At 59.6% G+C, this 16,334-nt stretch carries 17 protein-coding genes, 1 tRNA gene and 1 pseudogene; 14 read left to right on the top strand and 5 right to left on the bottom strand.

Annotation, left to right across the window (positions count from 1 at the left end; translation table 11 throughout):
* The first annotated feature begins 120 nt into the window (after positions 1-120).
* The 14 genes from ruvC (at position 121) to nadA (ending at position 10,961) form a co-directional block, all read left to right on the top strand.
* A complete protein-coding gene (ruvC, locus tag HFK74_RS21040) occupies positions 121-645 on the top strand; it encodes a crossover junction endodeoxyribonuclease RuvC (RefSeq protein ID WP_020798460.1) in 525 nt (174 codons plus the stop codon).
* Positions 646-759: 114 nt separating this feature from the next.
* A complete protein-coding gene (gene ruvA, locus HFK74_RS21035; protein ID WP_180205179.1) occupies positions 760-1,368 on the top strand; it encodes a Holliday junction branch migration protein RuvA in 609 nt (202 codons plus the stop codon).
* Positions 1,369-2,430: a Holliday junction branch migration DNA helicase RuvB gene (gene ruvB, locus HFK74_RS21030; RefSeq protein ID WP_180205178.1), complete on the top strand. Its 1,062-nt coding sequence runs from the start codon at positions 1,369-1,371 to the stop codon at positions 2,428-2,430.
* 127 nt (positions 2,431-2,557) lie between these two features.
* Positions 2,558-3,025 (top strand): tol-pal system-associated acyl-CoA thioesterase, encoded by a 468-nt coding sequence (gene ybgC / locus HFK74_RS21025; protein WP_180205177.1) that lies wholly within the window; start codon positions 2,558-2,560, stop codon positions 3,023-3,025.
* The gene (gene tolQ / locus HFK74_RS21020) at positions 3,015-3,710 is read left to right on the top strand and encodes a protein TolQ (RefSeq protein ID WP_007995636.1); all 696 of its coding nucleotides are present in this window, start codon (positions 3,015-3,017) and stop codon (positions 3,708-3,710) included. The genes ybgC and tolQ overlap by 11 nt, the downstream gene beginning before the upstream one ends.
* Positions 3,711-3,733: 23 nt before the next feature.
* Entirely contained in the window at positions 3,734-4,186 is a 453-nt protein-coding gene (gene tolR / locus HFK74_RS21015) for a protein TolR (RefSeq protein ID WP_162276380.1), read from the top strand.
* A complete protein-coding gene (gene tolA, locus HFK74_RS21010) occupies positions 4,186-5,283 on the top strand; it encodes a cell envelope integrity protein TolA (protein WP_180205176.1) in 1,098 nt (365 codons plus the stop codon). The genes tolR and tolA overlap by 1 nt, the downstream gene beginning before the upstream one ends.
* Positions 5,284-5,300: 17 nt before the next feature.
* Positions 5,301-6,581 carry a Tol-Pal system beta propeller repeat protein TolB gene (gene tolB / locus HFK74_RS21005; RefSeq protein WP_180205385.1) on the top strand — a complete coding sequence of 427 codons (1,281 nt, stop codon included), beginning with the start codon at positions 5,301-5,303 and terminating at the stop codon, positions 6,579-6,581.
* Between the two features lie 52 nt (positions 6,582-6,633).
* Entirely contained in the window at positions 6,634-7,131 is a 498-nt protein-coding gene (gene pal / locus HFK74_RS21000) for a peptidoglycan-associated lipoprotein Pal (protein ID WP_003178634.1), read from the top strand.
* A 6-nt stretch (positions 7,132-7,137) separates the two neighbouring features.
* Entirely contained in the window at positions 7,138-7,983 is an 846-nt protein-coding gene (gene ybgF / locus HFK74_RS20995; RefSeq protein WP_180205175.1) for a tol-pal system protein YbgF, read from the top strand.
* Positions 7,984-8,150: 167 nt separating this feature from the next.
* Positions 8,151-8,798 carry a 7-carboxy-7-deazaguanine synthase QueE gene (gene queE / locus HFK74_RS20990; protein WP_007995628.1) on the top strand — a complete coding sequence of 216 codons (648 nt, stop codon included), beginning with the start codon at positions 8,151-8,153 and terminating at the stop codon, positions 8,796-8,798.
* Between the two features lies 1 nt (position 8,799).
* The gene (gene queC / locus HFK74_RS20985; RefSeq protein WP_180205174.1) at positions 8,800-9,492 is read left to right on the top strand and encodes a 7-cyano-7-deazaguanine synthase QueC; all 693 of its coding nucleotides are present in this window, start codon (positions 8,800-8,802) and stop codon (positions 9,490-9,492) included.
* A gap of 63 nt (positions 9,493-9,555) precedes the next feature.
* A tRNA-Lys gene (locus HFK74_RS20980) sits at positions 9,556-9,631 on the top strand.
* 271 nt (positions 9,632-9,902) lie between these two features.
* On the top strand, positions 9,903-10,961 hold the full coding sequence (gene nadA / locus HFK74_RS20975) for a quinolinate synthase NadA (RefSeq protein ID WP_008054654.1): 1,059 nt from the start codon (positions 9,903-9,905) through the stop codon (positions 10,959-10,961).
* 134 nt (positions 10,962-11,095) lie between these two features.
* On the opposite strand, the gene HFK74_RS20970 is transcribed toward nadA, so the two are convergent.
* From HFK74_RS20970 to HFK74_RS20950, 5 genes and pseudogenes are all read right to left on the bottom strand, one after another.
* Positions 11,096-11,584: an RDD family protein gene (locus HFK74_RS20970; protein WP_180205173.1), complete on the bottom strand. Its 489-nt coding sequence runs from the start codon at positions 11,582-11,584 to the stop codon at positions 11,096-11,098.
* A 94-nt stretch (positions 11,585-11,678) separates the two neighbouring features.
* Positions 11,679-11,891 (bottom strand): cold-shock protein, encoded by a 213-nt coding sequence (locus tag HFK74_RS20965; RefSeq protein WP_007931076.1) that lies wholly within the window; start codon positions 11,889-11,891, stop codon positions 11,679-11,681.
* A 402-nt stretch (positions 11,892-12,293) separates the two neighbouring features.
* Positions 12,294-13,418 (bottom strand): glycine cleavage system aminomethyltransferase GcvT, encoded by a 1,125-nt coding sequence (gene gcvT, locus HFK74_RS20960; RefSeq protein WP_180205172.1) that lies wholly within the window; start codon positions 13,416-13,418, stop codon positions 12,294-12,296.
* Positions 13,419-13,454: 36 nt separating this feature from the next.
* Entirely contained in the window at positions 13,455-14,831 is a 1,377-nt protein-coding gene (locus HFK74_RS20955) for an L-serine ammonia-lyase (RefSeq protein WP_180205171.1), read from the bottom strand.
* 201 nt (positions 14,832-15,032) lie between these two features.
* Positions 15,033-16,334: pseudogene (locus HFK74_RS20950) on the bottom strand (beta-eliminating lyase-related protein); the annotation flags it as partial.

The raw sequence follows: 16,334 nt of genomic DNA, 5'->3' as shown, positions 1-16,334 counted from the left end.
TTGTAGGAGCTGGCTTGCCAGCGAAGAGGCCCTTGAACTTGTGCAAGTCTTAGGGGCCCCTTCGCTGGCAAGCCAGCTCCTACAGTTCATTTGGATATTCGCAACAGCGTTGCAGGCGTTATGACTTTAATTCTTGGTATCGACCCCGGTTCGCGCATTACCGGTTATGGCGTGGTGCGCGATACCGGTCGCGGCTGTGAGTACGTGGCCTCCGGTTGCATCCGTACCGGTGCCGGCGAGCTGCATGAGCGTCTGCAGATCGTCTATCGCGGCGTACGGGAAATCATCCAGACCTACGGCCCCGTGACCATGGGCATCGAAAAAGTGTTCATGGCCCGTAATGCCGATTCCGCCCTGAAGCTGGGGCAGGCCCGAGGAGCAGCCATCGTCGCTGGTGCGGAAGAAAACCTGGAAATCGCCGAATACACGGCCACCCAGGTCAAGCAGGCGGTGGTCGGCACCGGCGCGGCCAATAAAGAGCAGGTCCAGATGATGGTCATGCACATGCTGAAGCTGACCAGCAAGCCGCAAATCGACGCCTCCGATGCCCTGGCCATTGCCATTTGCCATGCGCACACCCGCTCCAGCCTGTTGCCCCATGGCCTGGGTGCGGCACGCAGTCGTGGCGGGCGCCTGCGTCTCTGATAGCATCAGCAATCATTTTTCTGGAATGAGGGGCATGCGCCTGGGTTGTCGGCGCAAAACCCTTGTTCTGTCAGTCGCTGGCCCAGGGCTGGCCAACGCTCAAGGATCTGTAACGTGATTGGACGCTTGCGCGGCACACTGGCTGAGAAACAGCCGCCGCACCTGATTCTGGATGTAAATGGCCTGGGGTATGAGCTTGAAGTGCCCATGACCACGCTGTATCGCCTGCCGCCGGTCGGTGAACCGCTGACGCTGCACACCCATCTGGTCGTACGCGAAGACGCGCAGTTACTCTATGGCTTCGTCGGCAAGCGTGAGCGAGACTTTTTTCGCGAGTTGATCCGTCTCAATGGTGTAGGGCCGAAACTGGCCCTGGCCTTGATGTCGAGCCTGGAAGTCGACGAGCTGGTGCGTTGCGTGCAGTCCCAGGACACCTCGGCCCTGACCAAGGTGCCGGGCGTGGGCAAGAAAACCGCCGAACGCCTGCTGGTGGAGCTCAAGGATCGCTTCAAGGCCTGGGAAACCGTACCGGCCATGTTTGCCTTGGTACCCAACCAGCCGGATGCCCCTGCGCCGGTCAATACCGCCGAAAACGACGCGGTCAGCGCGCTGATCTCCCTGGGCTACAAGCCGCAGGAAGCCAGCAAGGCGATTTCCGCGATCAAGGAGAAAGGCTTGAGCAGCGAAGACCTGATTCGTCGTGCCCTGAAGGGAATGATCTAAGTGATTGAAGCTGATCGTCTGATCGCCGCCACGGGTGCCCCCCGTGATCGCGAGGAAATCCAGGACCGGGCGATTCGCCCCGTCAGCCTGGCCGAGTACATTGGCCAGCCGACCGTTCGCGAGCAAATGGAGCTGTTCATCCAGGCTGCCCGCGGGCGTAGCGAGTCCCTGGACCACACCTTGATCTTCGGCCCGCCGGGTCTGGGCAAGACTACCCTGGCCAATATCATTGCCCAGGAAATGGGCGTGTCGATCAAGAGCACATCGGGGCCGGTCCTTGAGCGCCCGGGCGACCTGGCGGCGCTGCTGACCAACCTCGAGCCCCACGACGTACTGTTCATCGATGAAATCCATCGCTTGTCGCCGATTGTCGAGGAAGTGCTGTACCCGGCCATGGAGGACTTCCAGCTCGACATCATGATCGGCGAAGGGCCGGCCGCGCGGTCGATCAAGCTTGATCTGCCGCCGTTCACCCTGGTCGGTGCGACCACGCGTGCGGGGATGCTGACCAACCCGTTGCGCGACCGTTTCGGCATCGTCCAGCGCCTGGAGTTCTACAGCAACGCCGACCTGTCGACGATTGTCAGCCGTTCGGCGAGCATCCTCGGCTTGCCACTGGACCCGGAAGGCGCCTTCGAAATCGCCCGGCGGGCCCGCGGTACGCCGCGGATCGCCAACCGCTTGCTGCGCCGGGTACGGGACTTTGCGCAAGTGCGTGCCAAGGGCCATATCACCAAGCCGATCGCCGACCTGGCCCTGAACCTGCTGGACGTCGATGAACGTGGCTTCGATCACCAGGATCGACGCCTGTTGCTGACCATGATCGAGAAGTTCGATGGCGGGCCGGTCGGGGTGGACAGCCTGGCGGCGGCCATCAGCGAAGAGCGTCACACCATTGAAGACGTGCTGGAACCCTACCTGATTCAGCAGGGCTACATCATGCGTACACCGCGGGGGCGGGTGGTGACCCGGCATGCGTACCTGCACTTCGGCTTAAACATTCCGTCACGATTGGGCGAAATGCCCGTGGTAGACGAGTTCCTTGATGCCGTGGACGATTAATTAACATTGCGAGCTGATTTTTTCGGGCAAAGTGTGGTCCCAGCACCGTACTTTTGCGCGAAAGCCGCAGAACATTGAAAAACAGTTGCCTGGCCGGATTGGCAACCCGAGGAGTAAGCACTAGAGTATGCGCGCGCAAAACGGGCTTGAGCCTTTCGCACATCGTTGTCGCGTTTATTACGAGGACACCGATGCGGGCGGCATCGTGTATTACGTCAATTACCTCAAGTTTATGGAACGGGCTCGAACCGAGCGGCTACGAGAGCTGGGCTTTGCCCAATCGCAGCTGGCCGGAGAGGACCTGTTGTTCGTCGTGCATTCCAGCGAAGCGCGTTATCACGCGCCGGCGCGACTGGATGACGAGCTGCTGGTAAGCGCTGAAGTAGTCGAATTGAACCGTGCCAGCTTGCGCTTCAAGCAGCAGGTCAGGCGGGCCATGGATGATGTACTGCTCTGTGAAGGGCAGTTTCTGGTGGCCTGTGTGCGCACTGAAAGTTTAAAACCCCGGGCCATTCCCGAAGCTCTGCGAGCGGCCTTTGCCGCCGTGAGCGGCGCGGGTACACACTCAAAGCAGGAGATAAAGCGTGGAAGCTAACGTCGTCGACCATTCCTCCATGTGGAGCCTGGTCAGCAATGCCAGTATCGTGGTGCAACTGGTAATGCTGACCCTGGTAGCCGCATCGGTGACCTCATGGATCATGATCTTTCAGCGCAGCAACCTGCTGCGCGCCGGTCGACGCGCCCTGGAGAGCTTCGAAGAGCGCTTCTGGTCGGGTATCGACCTGTCCAAACTCTACCGTCAGGCGGGTAGCAACCCGGACCCGGATTCCGGTGTCGAGCAGATCTTCCGTGCCGGCTTCAAGGAATTCTCCCGTCTGCGCCAGCAGCCAGGCGTTGACCCGGAAGCGGTCATGGAAGGCGTGGCCCGTGCCATGCGCGTTGCCATTTCCCGCGAAGAAGAAAAGCTCGAGCAGAGCCTGCCGTTCCTTGCCACCGTCGGCTCCGTGAGCCCGTACATCGGTCTGTTCGGTACCGTCTGGGGCATCATGAACTCCTTCCGTGGCCTGGCGACTGCCCAGCAAGCCACACTGGCCACCGTGGCACCCGGTATCGCCGAAGCCCTGATCGCCACCGCGATCGGTCTGTTCGCCGCCATTCCAGCCGTTATCGCTTACAACCGTTTTGCTGCCCGCAGCGAAACCTTGCTGGGCCGTTACTACACCTTCGCCGACGAATTCCAGGCGATCCTGCACCGCAAAGTGCACACCAGCGAAGAATAAGCAGGTAATTTCCAATGGCTTTAATCGCTCGAGCTCGCAAAAAGCGCAAGCCGGTCGCCGAGATGAACGTGGTGCCCTACATCGACGTGATGTTGGTGCTGCTGGTCATCTTCATGGTGACCGCGCCAATGCTCAATCAGGGCGTGAAAGTTGATCTGCCGAAGGTTTCCAGCGAAGCCTTGCCGCAGGACAACAACACCCAGGTCCTGACCATTTCGATCAAGGCTGACAAGACCTACTACTGGAACCTTGGCAGCGAAGTCGACACAGAGAAGCAACAAGACCGCGCCATGACCCTGCCACAGATGACTGACGCGGTGACCAAGATCATTCGCGTCGGCAACGAAGGCGGCAAGCGTACCCAAGTCTTCATTCGTGGCGACAAGAGCGTCGACTACGGGTCTGTCATGGGCGCGATGGGCGGGTTGCAGAAGGCCGGCGTCGGTAATGTTGGCTTGATTACCGAGGCGCCCTGATGCAGCAACAGCGAGAGCCGTCCGCCTCGGAAAGCTACTTCTGGCCTAGTGTCTGGGCGATTGGCTTGCACGTGCTGGTGTTCGGCATGCTGTTCGTCAGTTTTGCCTTCACTCCGGAGTTGCCGCCGGCCAAGCCGATTGTCCAGGCGACCCTGTACCAGCTGAAATCGAAAAGTCAGGCAACCACCCAGACCAATCAGAAGATTGCGGGTGAGGCGAAGAAATCCGCCGCGCGCCAGACCGAAGTCGAGCAGCTGGAACAGAAGAAGGTCGAGCAGGAAGCGGTGAAGGCTGCGGAACAAAAGAAAGAAGAAGCGGCTCAAAAGGCCGAGGAAGCCAAGAAGGCCGACGAGTCGAAGAAAGCGGAAGAGGCGAAAAAGGCTGACGAGGCCAAGAAGGCCGACGAAGCCAAGAAAGCCGATGAAGCGAAGAAGACCGCCGAAGCCAAGAAGGCAGAAGAGAAACAATTGGCTGATATAGCCAAGAAGAAAGCGGAAGAAGAAGCCAAGAAGGCTGCTGAAGAAGAGGCCAAGAAAGCGGCCGCTGAAGAAGCGAAGAAAAAGATCGTCGAAGACGCGAAGAAGAAAGCCGCCGAAGACGCCAAGAAGAAAGCTGAAGCTGAAGAGGCGAAGAAGAAAGTCGCCGAAGAAGCGAAGAAGAAAGCTGCTGCCGATGCTGCGAAGAAGAAATCGCAGGATGCGGCGCGTAAATCCGCCGAAGACAAGAAGGCCCAGGCCTTGGCAGATTTGCTTTCCGACACGCCGCAGCGTCAGCAGGCCTTGGCCGATGAGCAGGGTGACGAAGTCGCCGGCAGCTTCGATGACCTGATTCGATTGCGTGCAGCGGAAGGCTGGGCTCGTCCACCTTCGGCCCGCAAAGGCATGACGGTTCAGTTGCAAATCGGCATGTTGCCGGACGGTACGGTGACTTCGGTCAAGGTGCTCAAGTCCAGTGGCGACGGTCCGTTTGACGCTTCAGCCGTAGCGGCAGTGAAGAATATTGGACGTTTGACAGAAATGCAGGGAATGAAGCCGAGCGATTTTGCTCCGTATCGTTCATTCAAGATGACATTCACACCTGAGGATCTAGCCCCGTGAGAAACCTCCTTCGAGGAATGCTCGTCGTGATCTGCTGCATGGCAGGGATCGCGATGGCAGATGAGAAAAACATTCTGGTCACCAGCGGCACCGATCGGGCTACCCCGATCGCCGTCGTGCCGTTCGGCAACCAGGGCGGCAGCGTGCTGCCGGACGACATGGCGGAAATTATCGGTAACGACCTGCGCAACTCGGGTTACTACTCGCCGATTCCAAAGCAGAACATGATCAGCCAGCCAAGCCAGGCGAGCGAAATCATCTTCCGTGACTTCAAGGCGCTGGGCGCCCAGTACGTCATGGTTGGCAGCATTGCGCCAGCGGGCGGTCGCCTGCAGGTTCAATACGCCCTGTTCAACGTCGCCACCGAGCAACAAGTGCTCACCGGCAGCGTGTCGGGCAGCGTCGATCAGTTGCGCGACATGTCGCACTACATCGCCGACCAGTCGTTCGAAAAACTCACCGGCATCAAGGGTGCGTTCTCGACGCGCCTGCTGTACGTGACGGCCGAGCGCTTCTCTGAAAAGAACACGCGTTACACGCTGCAACGTTCGGACTATGACGGTGCCCGTGCCGTGACCCTGCTGCAATCGCGCGAGCCGATCCTGTCGCCGCGTTTCGCTCCCGATGGCAAGCGTATCGCCTACGTCTCGTTCGAGCAGAAGCGTCCGCGCATTTTCATGCAGAACATCGACACCGGTCGCCGTGAGCAGATCACCAACTTCGAAGGCCTGAACGGCGCGCCAGCCTGGTCGCCGGATGGCAATCGCCTGGCATTCGTATTGTCGAAAGACGGTAACCCGGACATCTACGTGATGAACCTGGGTTCGCGCCAGATCAGCCGCGTCACCAACGGTCAGGGCATCAACACCGAACCGTTCTGGGGCAAGGATGGTTCGACCATCTACTTCACGTCCGACCGTGGCGGCAAACCACAGATCTACAAGACCAGTGCGGGTGGCGGTGGTGCGGAGCGCGTGACTTTCGTGGGTAACTACAACGCCAACCCAAAACTGTCGGCCGATGAAAAGACCCTGGTGATGATCCATCGTCAGGAAGGTTTCACCAATTTCAAGGTGGCGGCCCAGGATTTGCAACGCGGTAGCGTAAAAATCCTCACTGATAGCACTCTGGACGAGTCGCCCACTGTCGCGCCCAACGGCACCATGGTAATCTACGCCACCCGCCAGCAGGGCCGGGGAGTCTTGATGCTCGTGTCTATCAATGGACGCGTAAGGCTCCCGCTTCCTACCGCTCAAGGCGAAGTCAGAGAACCTTCCTGGTCCCCTTACCTGAACTGACGCGGCGCTATACGTTGTACTTAACACACTGGGGTTCATTAGGAGTTTCACGATGGAAATGCTGAAGTTTGGTAAATTTGCTGCGCTGGCACTGGCCATGGCTGTAGCTGTAGGTTGCTCGTCCAAAGGCGGCGACAATGCCGGTGAAGGCGCGGTAGATCCAAACGCTGGTTACGGCGCAAACACTGGTGCAGTTGACGGCTCCCTGAGCGAAGAAGCTGCACTGCGCGCTATCACCACTTTCTACTTCGAATACGACAGTTCGGACCTGAAGCCAGAAGCCATGCGCGCTCTGGACGTTCACGCCAAAGACCTGAAAGCAAACGGCGCTCGCGTTGTTCTGGAAGGCAACACCGACGAACGTGGTACTCGTGAGTACAACATGGCACTGGGCGAGCGTCGTGCGAAAGCCGTTCAGCGCTACCTGGTACTGCAAGGTGTTTCCCCAGCTCAGCTGGAACTGGTTTCCTACGGCGAAGAGCGTCCAGTTGCTACCGGCAACGACGAGCAGTCCTGGGCTCAAAACCGTCGCGTCGAACTGCGTAAGTAATTCGTCATGCGAACGTGCCGTCGTGCTGTAACTGTTCTGGCTCTCAGCCTTGCGCCGCTTGCGGCGTGGGCTGCGGTTCCTGTGGTCGAAAACGACTCCGGCTATAACAATAGCGGGACCAGTTATCCGCCTGCAGGTTACGGTACGAACGGCGCCTATGCCGGGGGAGGGGTTTCGGCCCCTGTCTCGGCACAGGGCGAGCTGTTCAACCAACTGCAATCCATGCAGCAACAGATCGAGCGCCAGCAAGGTGCGATCGAGGTTCTGCAAAATGATGTAGCGCGCATGAAGCAGGAAAGCCTGGAGCGATACCAGGATCTTGATCGGCGCATAGGTAGCGGTGTTGCACCTGCCGCGACGCCTGAAAATTCTTCCACCGGTGGTGATTTGAATGCCCCCGGTGCAGCAGCTGGCGCAGCTGCAGGTGCAGGAGCGGCTGCCGCTCAAGCACCCGCCGCGGGTAGCGAGCCGGCGGATCCGGCGAAGGAAAAGCTCTATTACGATGCTGCCTTCGACCTGATCAAGGCCAAGGATTTCGACAAGGCCAGCCAGGCTTTTGCCGCTTTCCTGCGCAAATACCCGAACAGCCAGTACGCGGGCAATGCCCAGTACTGGTTGGGCGAAGTGAACCTGGCCAAAGGCGATCTGCAAGGTGCAGGTCAGGCATTTGCCAAGGTTTCGCAACTGTACCCCAAGCACGCCAAAGTGCCTGACTCGCTGTACAAGCTCGCTGATGTAGAGCGCCGCCTGGGTCATCCCGACAAGGTAAAAGGCATTCTGCAACAGGTGGTGGCCCAGTATCCGGGCACTTCCGCCGCTCAGTTGGCCCAGCGTGACCTGCAGAAAATGTAAGGGCTGCTTGACCCGCTTTGAAGAAACCCGCGCTTGTCGCGGGTTTTTTCGTTAGAATTCACGCCCATTTTATGAAACACGCTTTTTGGAGCCTGCGCATTGCCGGGGTTCCTTGAAGTGCCTGACGGAGGCGGACAGCCTGTTTAGCTGTTACGCCCGTGGCGACTATGCAAGACACATTGAGAATTACCGAAGTTTTTTACTCGTTGCAGGGTGAAACGCGGACTGCTGGCCTGCCCACTGTATTTGTGCGCCTGACCGGTTGCCCTCTGCGTTGCCAATACTGCGACAGCGCCTACGCATTCACCGGTGGGACGATTCGCACCCTCGACGATATCCTCGAGCAGGTAGCCGGCTTTCGGCCGCGTTACGTCTGTGTCACCGGTGGCGAGCCCCTGGCCCAGCCCAATGCCATTCCATTGCTCAAGCGCTTGTGCGATGCCGGTTACGAAGTGTCACTGGAAACCAGTGGCTCTATCGATATCTCGGCGGTAGATTCCCGGGTCAGTCGCGTTGTCGACCTGAAAACCCCGGGTTCGAAGGAAGCGCACCGCAACCGCTACGAAAACATCGAGCTGCTGACGCCCAACGATCAGGTGAAGTTTGTCATCTGCTCGCGGGAAGACTACGACTGGTCCGTGTCCAAGCTGATCCAGTACGGTCTGGACCAGCGCGCCGGTGAAGTCCTGTTCTCGCCCAGCCACCACGATCTCAATGCTCGTGATCTGGCGGACTGGGTGGTGGCGGACAACCTGCCAGTGCGTTTGCAATTGCAGCTGCATAAATATCTTTGGAACGACGAGCCGGGGCGCTGAAATGACTGAACCACTGAACACTGCTGAAAAACGCGCGGTCATCCTGTTGTCCGGCGGCCTTGATTCGGCAACCGTCGTTGCCATGGCGCGTGCCGAAGGCTACAGCTGCTACACCATGAGCTTCGACTATGGCCAGCGCTCTCACGCTGAGCTGTACGCCGCCGAACGCGTCGCCCACGACCTGGGTGTGGTCGAGCACAAGGTCATCGGTCTCAACCTGAACGGCATGGGTGGCTCGGCGTTGACTGACAGCAGCATCGATATCCCGGAAGAGTTGGGCGAGGGCATTCCGGTGACTTACGTGCCTGCACGTAACACGGTGTTCCTGTCCCTGGCTTTGGGCTGGGCAGAGGTGCTCGGCGCACGGGACATCTTCATCGGCGTCAATGCGGTGGATTACTCCGGTTACCCGGATTGCCGTCCCGAGTTCATCGAGTCGTTCGAGCGCATGGCCAATCTGGCGACCAAGGCTGGCGTGGAAGGCAATGGCTTTCGCATTCAGGCACCGCTGCAAAACCTCAGCAAGGCACAGATTGTCCAGGCAGGTGTAAAGCTTGGCGTGAACTACGGCCTGACCGTTTCCTGCTATCAGGCCGACGATGACGGCCGTGCCTGCGGCAAGTGCGACAGCTGCCGACTGCGTGCAGAAGGCTTTGCGGCGGCCGGAATCAGCGACCCAACACCTTATTTTTGAATTATTTTAAAATAGGTGTTGAATAGTCCTTAAAAATCAGTATTATACGCGCCACCACACAGCGGGTCGTTAGCTCAGTTGGTAGAGCAGTTGGCTTTTAACCAATTGGTCGTAGGTTCGAATCCCACACGACCCACCATTTTTGGCGGTTTAGAAAATCCGGAAGGCCCACGCAAGTGAGGATTTCCGGGTTTTTTTTTGCCTTCGATTTAACACCGCCCCATTGATGGGCTGCGCAGCAGGGCGCAGGTCAGAATCATCTTTTGCATCCTCCCGATATTCTGTAGCCTTGCGCAGCTTCAACGCTGTCCGTGCCTGATCAATACTCACTTTCCCGGCGGTACCCTGATGGGTCCGGAGCCGGGTGTATACTCGACTTTCGCGCGAATGCGCCTGCAGGTCTTGCGAACATGACGCAGATTTCCGAACGCCTTCTGGTTCAAGCCCACCTCGACGCCAAGCAGCCCAAGCCGCTGACTGCCGATGAGGAAGCTTATTATCGTGCCGCCATCGCTGCCGAGCTCAAGGCTCAGGACGCGGTGCTGGTGGCGCACTTCTATTGCGATCCGGTGATTCAGGCCCTGGCCGAAGAGACCGGAGGCTGTGTCTCCGACTCGCTGGAGATGGCCCGCTTCGGCAATGCCCATCCGGCGAAGACGGTGGTGGTTGCCGGTGTGAAATTCATGGGCGAGACGGCCAAGATCCTCAACCCGGAAAAACGCATCCTGATGCCGACCCTGGAAGCGACGTGCTCGCTGGACCTTGGGTGCCCCGTCGATGAGTTCTCCGCGTTCTGTGACCAGCATCCGGAGCGTACGGTGGTGGTTTACGCCAATACCTCGGCGGCGGTCAAAGCCCGCGCGGACTGGGTGGTGACGTCGAGCTGCGCGCTGGAAATCGTCGAAAGCCTGATGGATAACGGTGAAACCATCATCTGGGGGCCGGACAAGCACCTGGGTACCTACATTCAGCGTCAGACCGGTGCCGACATGCTGCTGTGGGACGGTGCCTGCATCGTTCACGAAGAATTCAAGTCCAAGCAGCTCGAAGACATGAAGGCGCTGTATCCGGATGCAGCGATCCTGGTGCACCCGGAGTCGCCGACCTCGGTGATCGAACTGGCGGATGCCGTTGGCTCCACCAGCCAGTTGATCGCGGCGGCACAGAGCCTGCCGAACAAGACCCTGATCGTCGCTACCGACCGCGGCATCTTCTACAAGATGCAGCAGCTGTGCCCGGACAAGGTCTTTATCGAAGCGCCTACGGCCGGTAACGGCGCGGCATGCCGCAGCTGCGCGCATTGCCCCTGGATGGCGATGAACACCCTTGAGCGCACGCTCAAGAGCTTGAAGGAGGGTACGAACGAGATCTTTGTTGATCCCGCGTTGATTCCGCAGGCGATTCGGCCGCTCAAGCGCATGCTGGATTTCACCCAGGCTGCGCGGATGAAGTTGGCCGGTAACGCCTAAAGCCTCTCATTCAACAAAAAAACCTGTAGGAGCGGGCTTGCCCGCGAAGGTGGTGTGTCAGTCACTATCATTGTTGACTGTTACGCCGCTTTCGCGGGCAAGCCCGCTCCTACAGTGGTTTGTGGATGGCGGAATTATTTGGTCTTCTTGGGGATTCGAACCAACTGGGTATTGGAGTAGATGTCATGCCAGCTGCGCTTCTGCTTGTCGAACAGCGACCAGAAGAACCCCAGGCCCACGCACAGCAAGGACGCGATCGAGACCACAAAGCGCAACAGCGCCTGCCACAGGCTGATGGACGAGCCATCGGCGTTCTGTACGCGTACGCACCAGACCTGCATGCCCAGGGTCTGGCCCGAGTAGGTCCAGAACTTGGCGAAGAAGCCGAACAACACGAACAGCAGCACCGTGGAAAGCAGTGGATCGCCGTCCAGCGCGCCCGCTTCGGTGAGGGTGCGCATCTTCTCTTCGCCGATGATCGCCATCTGGATCATCTTGTAGACGCCGCTGGTGACGATCAGCAGGGCGGTGCACAGCAGGAAGTCATAGAACATCGCTGCCAGGCGACGACCCAGGCCGACGGCGGGAAAGTCGCCCTGGGGTTTGAGCAGGTGTTTCGACATGGCAGCCTCTGGGCGAAAAAGAAGCCATTTTACGGATTTACGCGCACAAAAAAGCCCCTGATGTCAGCATCAGGGGCTTTTTCGTTACAGAAGATTAACCTTCTGCTTGTACTTCGTCAGCCTGCATGCCTTTCTGGCCCTGCACAGCGATGAAGGTCACTTTCTGGCCTTCTTTCAGGCTCTTGAAACCGTTGCCCTGGATGGCGCGGAAATGCACGAACAGATCCGGACCGCTTTCAGGAGTGATAAAACCAAAACCTTTCTCGTCGTTAAACCACTTGACGGTACCGCTCTGACGTTGGGACATTTCTTATTTCCTTTGACGCAAAAAAATTAATGACAGTCTCTTTCTCATGAAAGAGTACTGGGGCTGGTTGCAGGAGAGTAAGAAGACGTCGAACGGGATGTAGCTAACTTGTAGGCTACTGCCCAGGTCACGATTCCAAGCGACCCATGCAAACACAGTGAACAAACTCTACGCCAACTATGGGAGAAAAAACAAGCCCTGTGAAAGGCCCGGATTTGCTCAGGTTGCTGGCACCCCGACAACTAGCACGGGCTTATGCGCTGGCGGTGTTCAAATGTTTTCGATCGTTATAAGCAAAGTTCATAATCGAAGCTTAGAGCCAAACGATGCACTATTTTATGGCGGTTACGTTACACATTAGTGCAGTGTAAGCGCAACCGCGTTACTTATAGGAACAGTCAATCAGCCGCGATAGTAGCGTTGTGGAACAAATGGCATTTTGCTTACAAGCAAAGGCACCTTTTTCCCACGAACAATTGCCCATACTGGCGTATCGATGGCGATGTAGGCGCTGTCCAGGTAACCCATGGCCAACGGGCCACCCAGGGTCGGTCCGAAGCCGCCGCTGCAAACGCTGCCGATGATTTCGCCGGCTTCGTTGACGATTTCCGCGCCTTCGCGAACCGGGGTGCGTTCCTGCGGTAGCAGGCCGACGCGCTTGCGGGTAACACCGGCTTGTTGTTGGGCGAACACGCTCTCTGCGCCAGGGAAGCCGCCGGCACGCGCGCCGTCGGCACGACGTGGCTTGGAGATGGCCCACAACAGGCTGGCTTCGATCGGGGTGGTGTCGGTGTTCATGTCATGGCCGTAAAGGCACAGGCCGGCTTCCAGGCGCAGGGAGTCGCGTGCACCGAGGCCAATGGCCGCCACTTCAGGCTCGGCCAGCAGGGCGCGGGCCAGGGCTTCGGCGCTGGTGGCCGGTACCGAGATTTCGAAACCGTCTTCACCGGTGTAACCCGAGCGGCTGACAAAGCAGTCCACGCCCAGCAGTTTCACGGGGGCGAACTGCATGAAGGTCATCTTGGCCACTTCTGGCGCCAGACGTGCCAGTACGGTCACTGCGGCCGGACCTTGCAGGGCGAGCAGGGCGCGTTCTTCGAACAGGGGCTCGATGGTGCACTGCTCGCCAATGTGTTTGCGCAGGTGTGCCAGGTCCTGGTCCTTGCAGGCGGCGTTGACCACCAGGAACAGTTCGTCGTTGCCCAGGTTGGCGACCATCAGGTCGTCAAGGATGCCACCGGTCTCGTTGGTGAACATTGCGTAGCGCTGCATGCCCACCGGCAAGTCGACGATGTCCACCGGCACCAGGGTTTCCAGGGCCTTGGCGGCATTGGCACCGGTCAGGCGGATCTGGCCCATGTGCGAGACATCGAACAGGCCAGCCTGCTCGCGGGTGTGCTGGTGTTCTTTCATCACACCCAGCGGGTACTGTACCGGCATGTCATAGCCGGCGAACGGCACCATGCGCGCACCCAGTTCGATGTGCAGGGCGTGCAACGGCGTTTTCAACAGTTGTTCGGTGGACATATTCAGCTCCTGGAGAAGTGTGAAGATGAGCGCGCATCAGCACTCGATAATGTTGACCGCCAAACCGCCACGGGCGGTTTCCTTGTATTTGCTTTTCATGTCGGCGCCGGTCTGGCGCATGGTGCGGATGACCTTGTCGAGGGACACGAAGTGCTGCCCGTCGCCGCGCATGGCCATGCGCACGGCATTGATGGCCTTCACCGAACCCATGGCGTTGCGCTCGATGCAAGGTACTTGCACCAGGCCGCCAATCGGGTCGCAGGTCAGCCCGAGGTTGTGTTCCATGCCGATTTCCGCAGCGTTTTCCACTTGCTGCACGGTGCCGCCAAGCACCTCGCACAGGGCGCCCGCCGCCATTGAACAGGCCACGCCGACTTCGCCCTGGCAGCCGACTTCGGCGCCCGAGATCGAAGCGTTTTCCTTGTACAGAATGCCAATGGCCGCGGCGGTCAGCAGAAAGCGCACCACCCCGTCATCGTTCGCGCCGGGAATGAAGCGCATGTAGTAATGCAGGACCGCCGGGATGATCCCGGCCGCGCCGTTGGTCGGGGCTGTCACCACGCGTCCGCCATTGGCGTTTTCTTCGTTGACCGCCAGGGCGTACAGGTTGACCCAGTCCAGAACCGACAGTGGATCGCGCAGTGAAGATTCGGGGTTCTTGCACAGTTGCCGGTGCAGCGCGGCTGCCCGGCGCTTGACCTTCAAACCACCGGGCAGGATGCCTTCGTTGCGGCAACCGGCGGCGACGCAGTCCTGCATCACCTGCCAGATTTTCAACAGGCCGGCGCGGGTTTCCGCTTCCGGGCGCCAGGCACTTTCGTTGGTCAGCATCACCTGGCTGATGGACAAGCCGTAGGTGGCGCAGTGAGCAAGCAGGTCCTTGGCGCTTTTGAACGGGAAGGTCAGGGGGGTAGCGTCTTCGACGATGCGGTCGGCGCCGGCGGCGTCTTCATCGACGACAAAACCACCGCCGACCGAGTAGTACTCGCGGCTGCGGATTTGCAGGCCCGCTGCATCGAAGGCGCGAAAGATCATGCCGTTGGGGTGATAGGCCAAGGGCTTGCGAATCATCGCCAGGTGTTCTTTCTCATTGAACGCGATGCTGTGCTCGCCGAGCAGGTTCAAACGACCATTGCCGCGAATGTCGTGCAGGCGGGAGGCGACGGTTTCGGTGTCCACGGTGTCCGGGTGTTCGCCTTCCAGGCCGAGCAACACAGCCTTGTCGCTGCCGTGGCCTTTACCGGTGGCGCCGAGTGAGCCGTACAGCTCGACTTTGACGCAAGCGGTCGCTGCGAGCAGCCCTTCACGGCGCAAACCTTCGGCGAAACGTGCGGCAGCACGCATCGGGCCGACGGTGTGGGAGCTGGAGGGGCCGATGCCAATCTTGAACAGGTCGAACACGCTTAACGACATGGTTGTTCTCCGGTTTCTTGTTATAGAGGGTTAGCATCAACCCTGGCTGAAACTCGATTTTGTAGGAGCTGGCTTGCCAGCGAAGGCGGTGTGTCAGGCAACATTTGTGTCGGCTGGTCTTCCGTCTTCGCTGGCAAGCCAGCTCCTACAGGGGGGGCGGTGTTCGTGGAAGTGGGGGCGGGATTAGCCGCCCTCATTGGTTTAAGCGTAGCTTTCGATCGACGGGCAGGCGCAGACCAGGTTGCGATCGCCGAAGACGTTGTCGACACGGCCGACCGGCGGCCAGTACTTGCCTTCGATCAGCGAGGCAACCGGATAAACCGCCTGCTCACGGCTGTACGGATGCGACCATTCACCGACCAATTCCGCCGCGGTATGCGGGGCGTTTTTCAGCGGGTTGTCGTCCTTGTCCAGGGTGCCGTTTTCCACCGCGCGGATTTCCTCGCGGATGCGGATCATGGCGTCGCAGAAGCGGTCCAGCTCTTCCTTGGATTCGCTTTCGGTCGGCTCGATCATCAAGGTGCCGGCCACCGGGAAAGACATGGTCGGGGCGTGGAAGCCGAAGTCGATCAGGCGCTTGGCCACGTCATCGACGCTGATGCCGCTGCTGTCTTTCAGCGGGCGCAGGTCGAGGATGCACTCGTGCGCCACCAGGCCGTTGCTGCCGGTGTACAGCACTGGATAGTGCTCTTCGAGGCGACGGGAAATGTAGTTGGCGTTGAGGATCGCCAGCTGCGAAGCGCGCTTGAGACCGGCGCCGCCCATCATGCGGATGTACATCCAGGTGATCGGCAGGATGCTCGCGCTGCCGAACGGCGCGGCGCAGACTGCGCCTTCCTTGCGGGCCATGTGCGCGTGGCCTGGCAGGAACGGCGCCAGGTGCGACTTGACGCCGATCGGGCCGACACCCGGGCCGCCACCGCCGTGGGGAATGCAGAAGGTCTTGTGCAGGTTCAGGTGCGACACGTCGCCGCCGAACTTGCCCGGGGCGCAGAGGCCGACCATGGCGTTCATGTTGGCGCCGTCGATGTACACCTGGCCGCCGTGGTCGTGGATGATGCCGCAGATTTCGCGGATGCCTTCCTCGAACACACCGTGGGTCGACGGGTAGGTGATCATCAGCGCGGCGAGGTGTTCGCGGTGCTCGATGGCCTTGGCGCGCAGGTCTTCGATATCGACGTTGCCGCGGGCGTCGCACGCGGTGACCACCACGCGCATGCCGGCCATCTGGGCGGTGGCCGGGTTGGTGCCGTGGGCCGAGGACGGGATCAGGCAGATGTCGCGACGGTCTTCGCCACGGCTCTGGTGGTAGGCGCGGATCGCCAGCAGGCCGGCGTATTCACCTTGGGAACCGGCGTTCGGCTGCAGCGAGATCGAGTCGTAACCGGTGGCGGCGCAGAGCATCGCTTCCAGTTCATCGGTCAGTTGCTGGTAGCCGGCGCTCTGCTCGGCCGGGGCGAACGGGTGCAGGGCGCCGAATTCGGCCCAGGTCACCGGGATCAT

The sequence above is a fragment of the Pseudomonas sp. SbOxS1 genome (assembly GCF_013416725.1).
Classification (GTDB): Bacteria; Pseudomonadota; Gammaproteobacteria; order Pseudomonadales; family Pseudomonadaceae; genus Aquipseudomonas.
The sequence above is the reverse complement of the archived record's forward strand: the minus strand, read 5'-3'. Positions and strand labels throughout refer to the sequence as shown.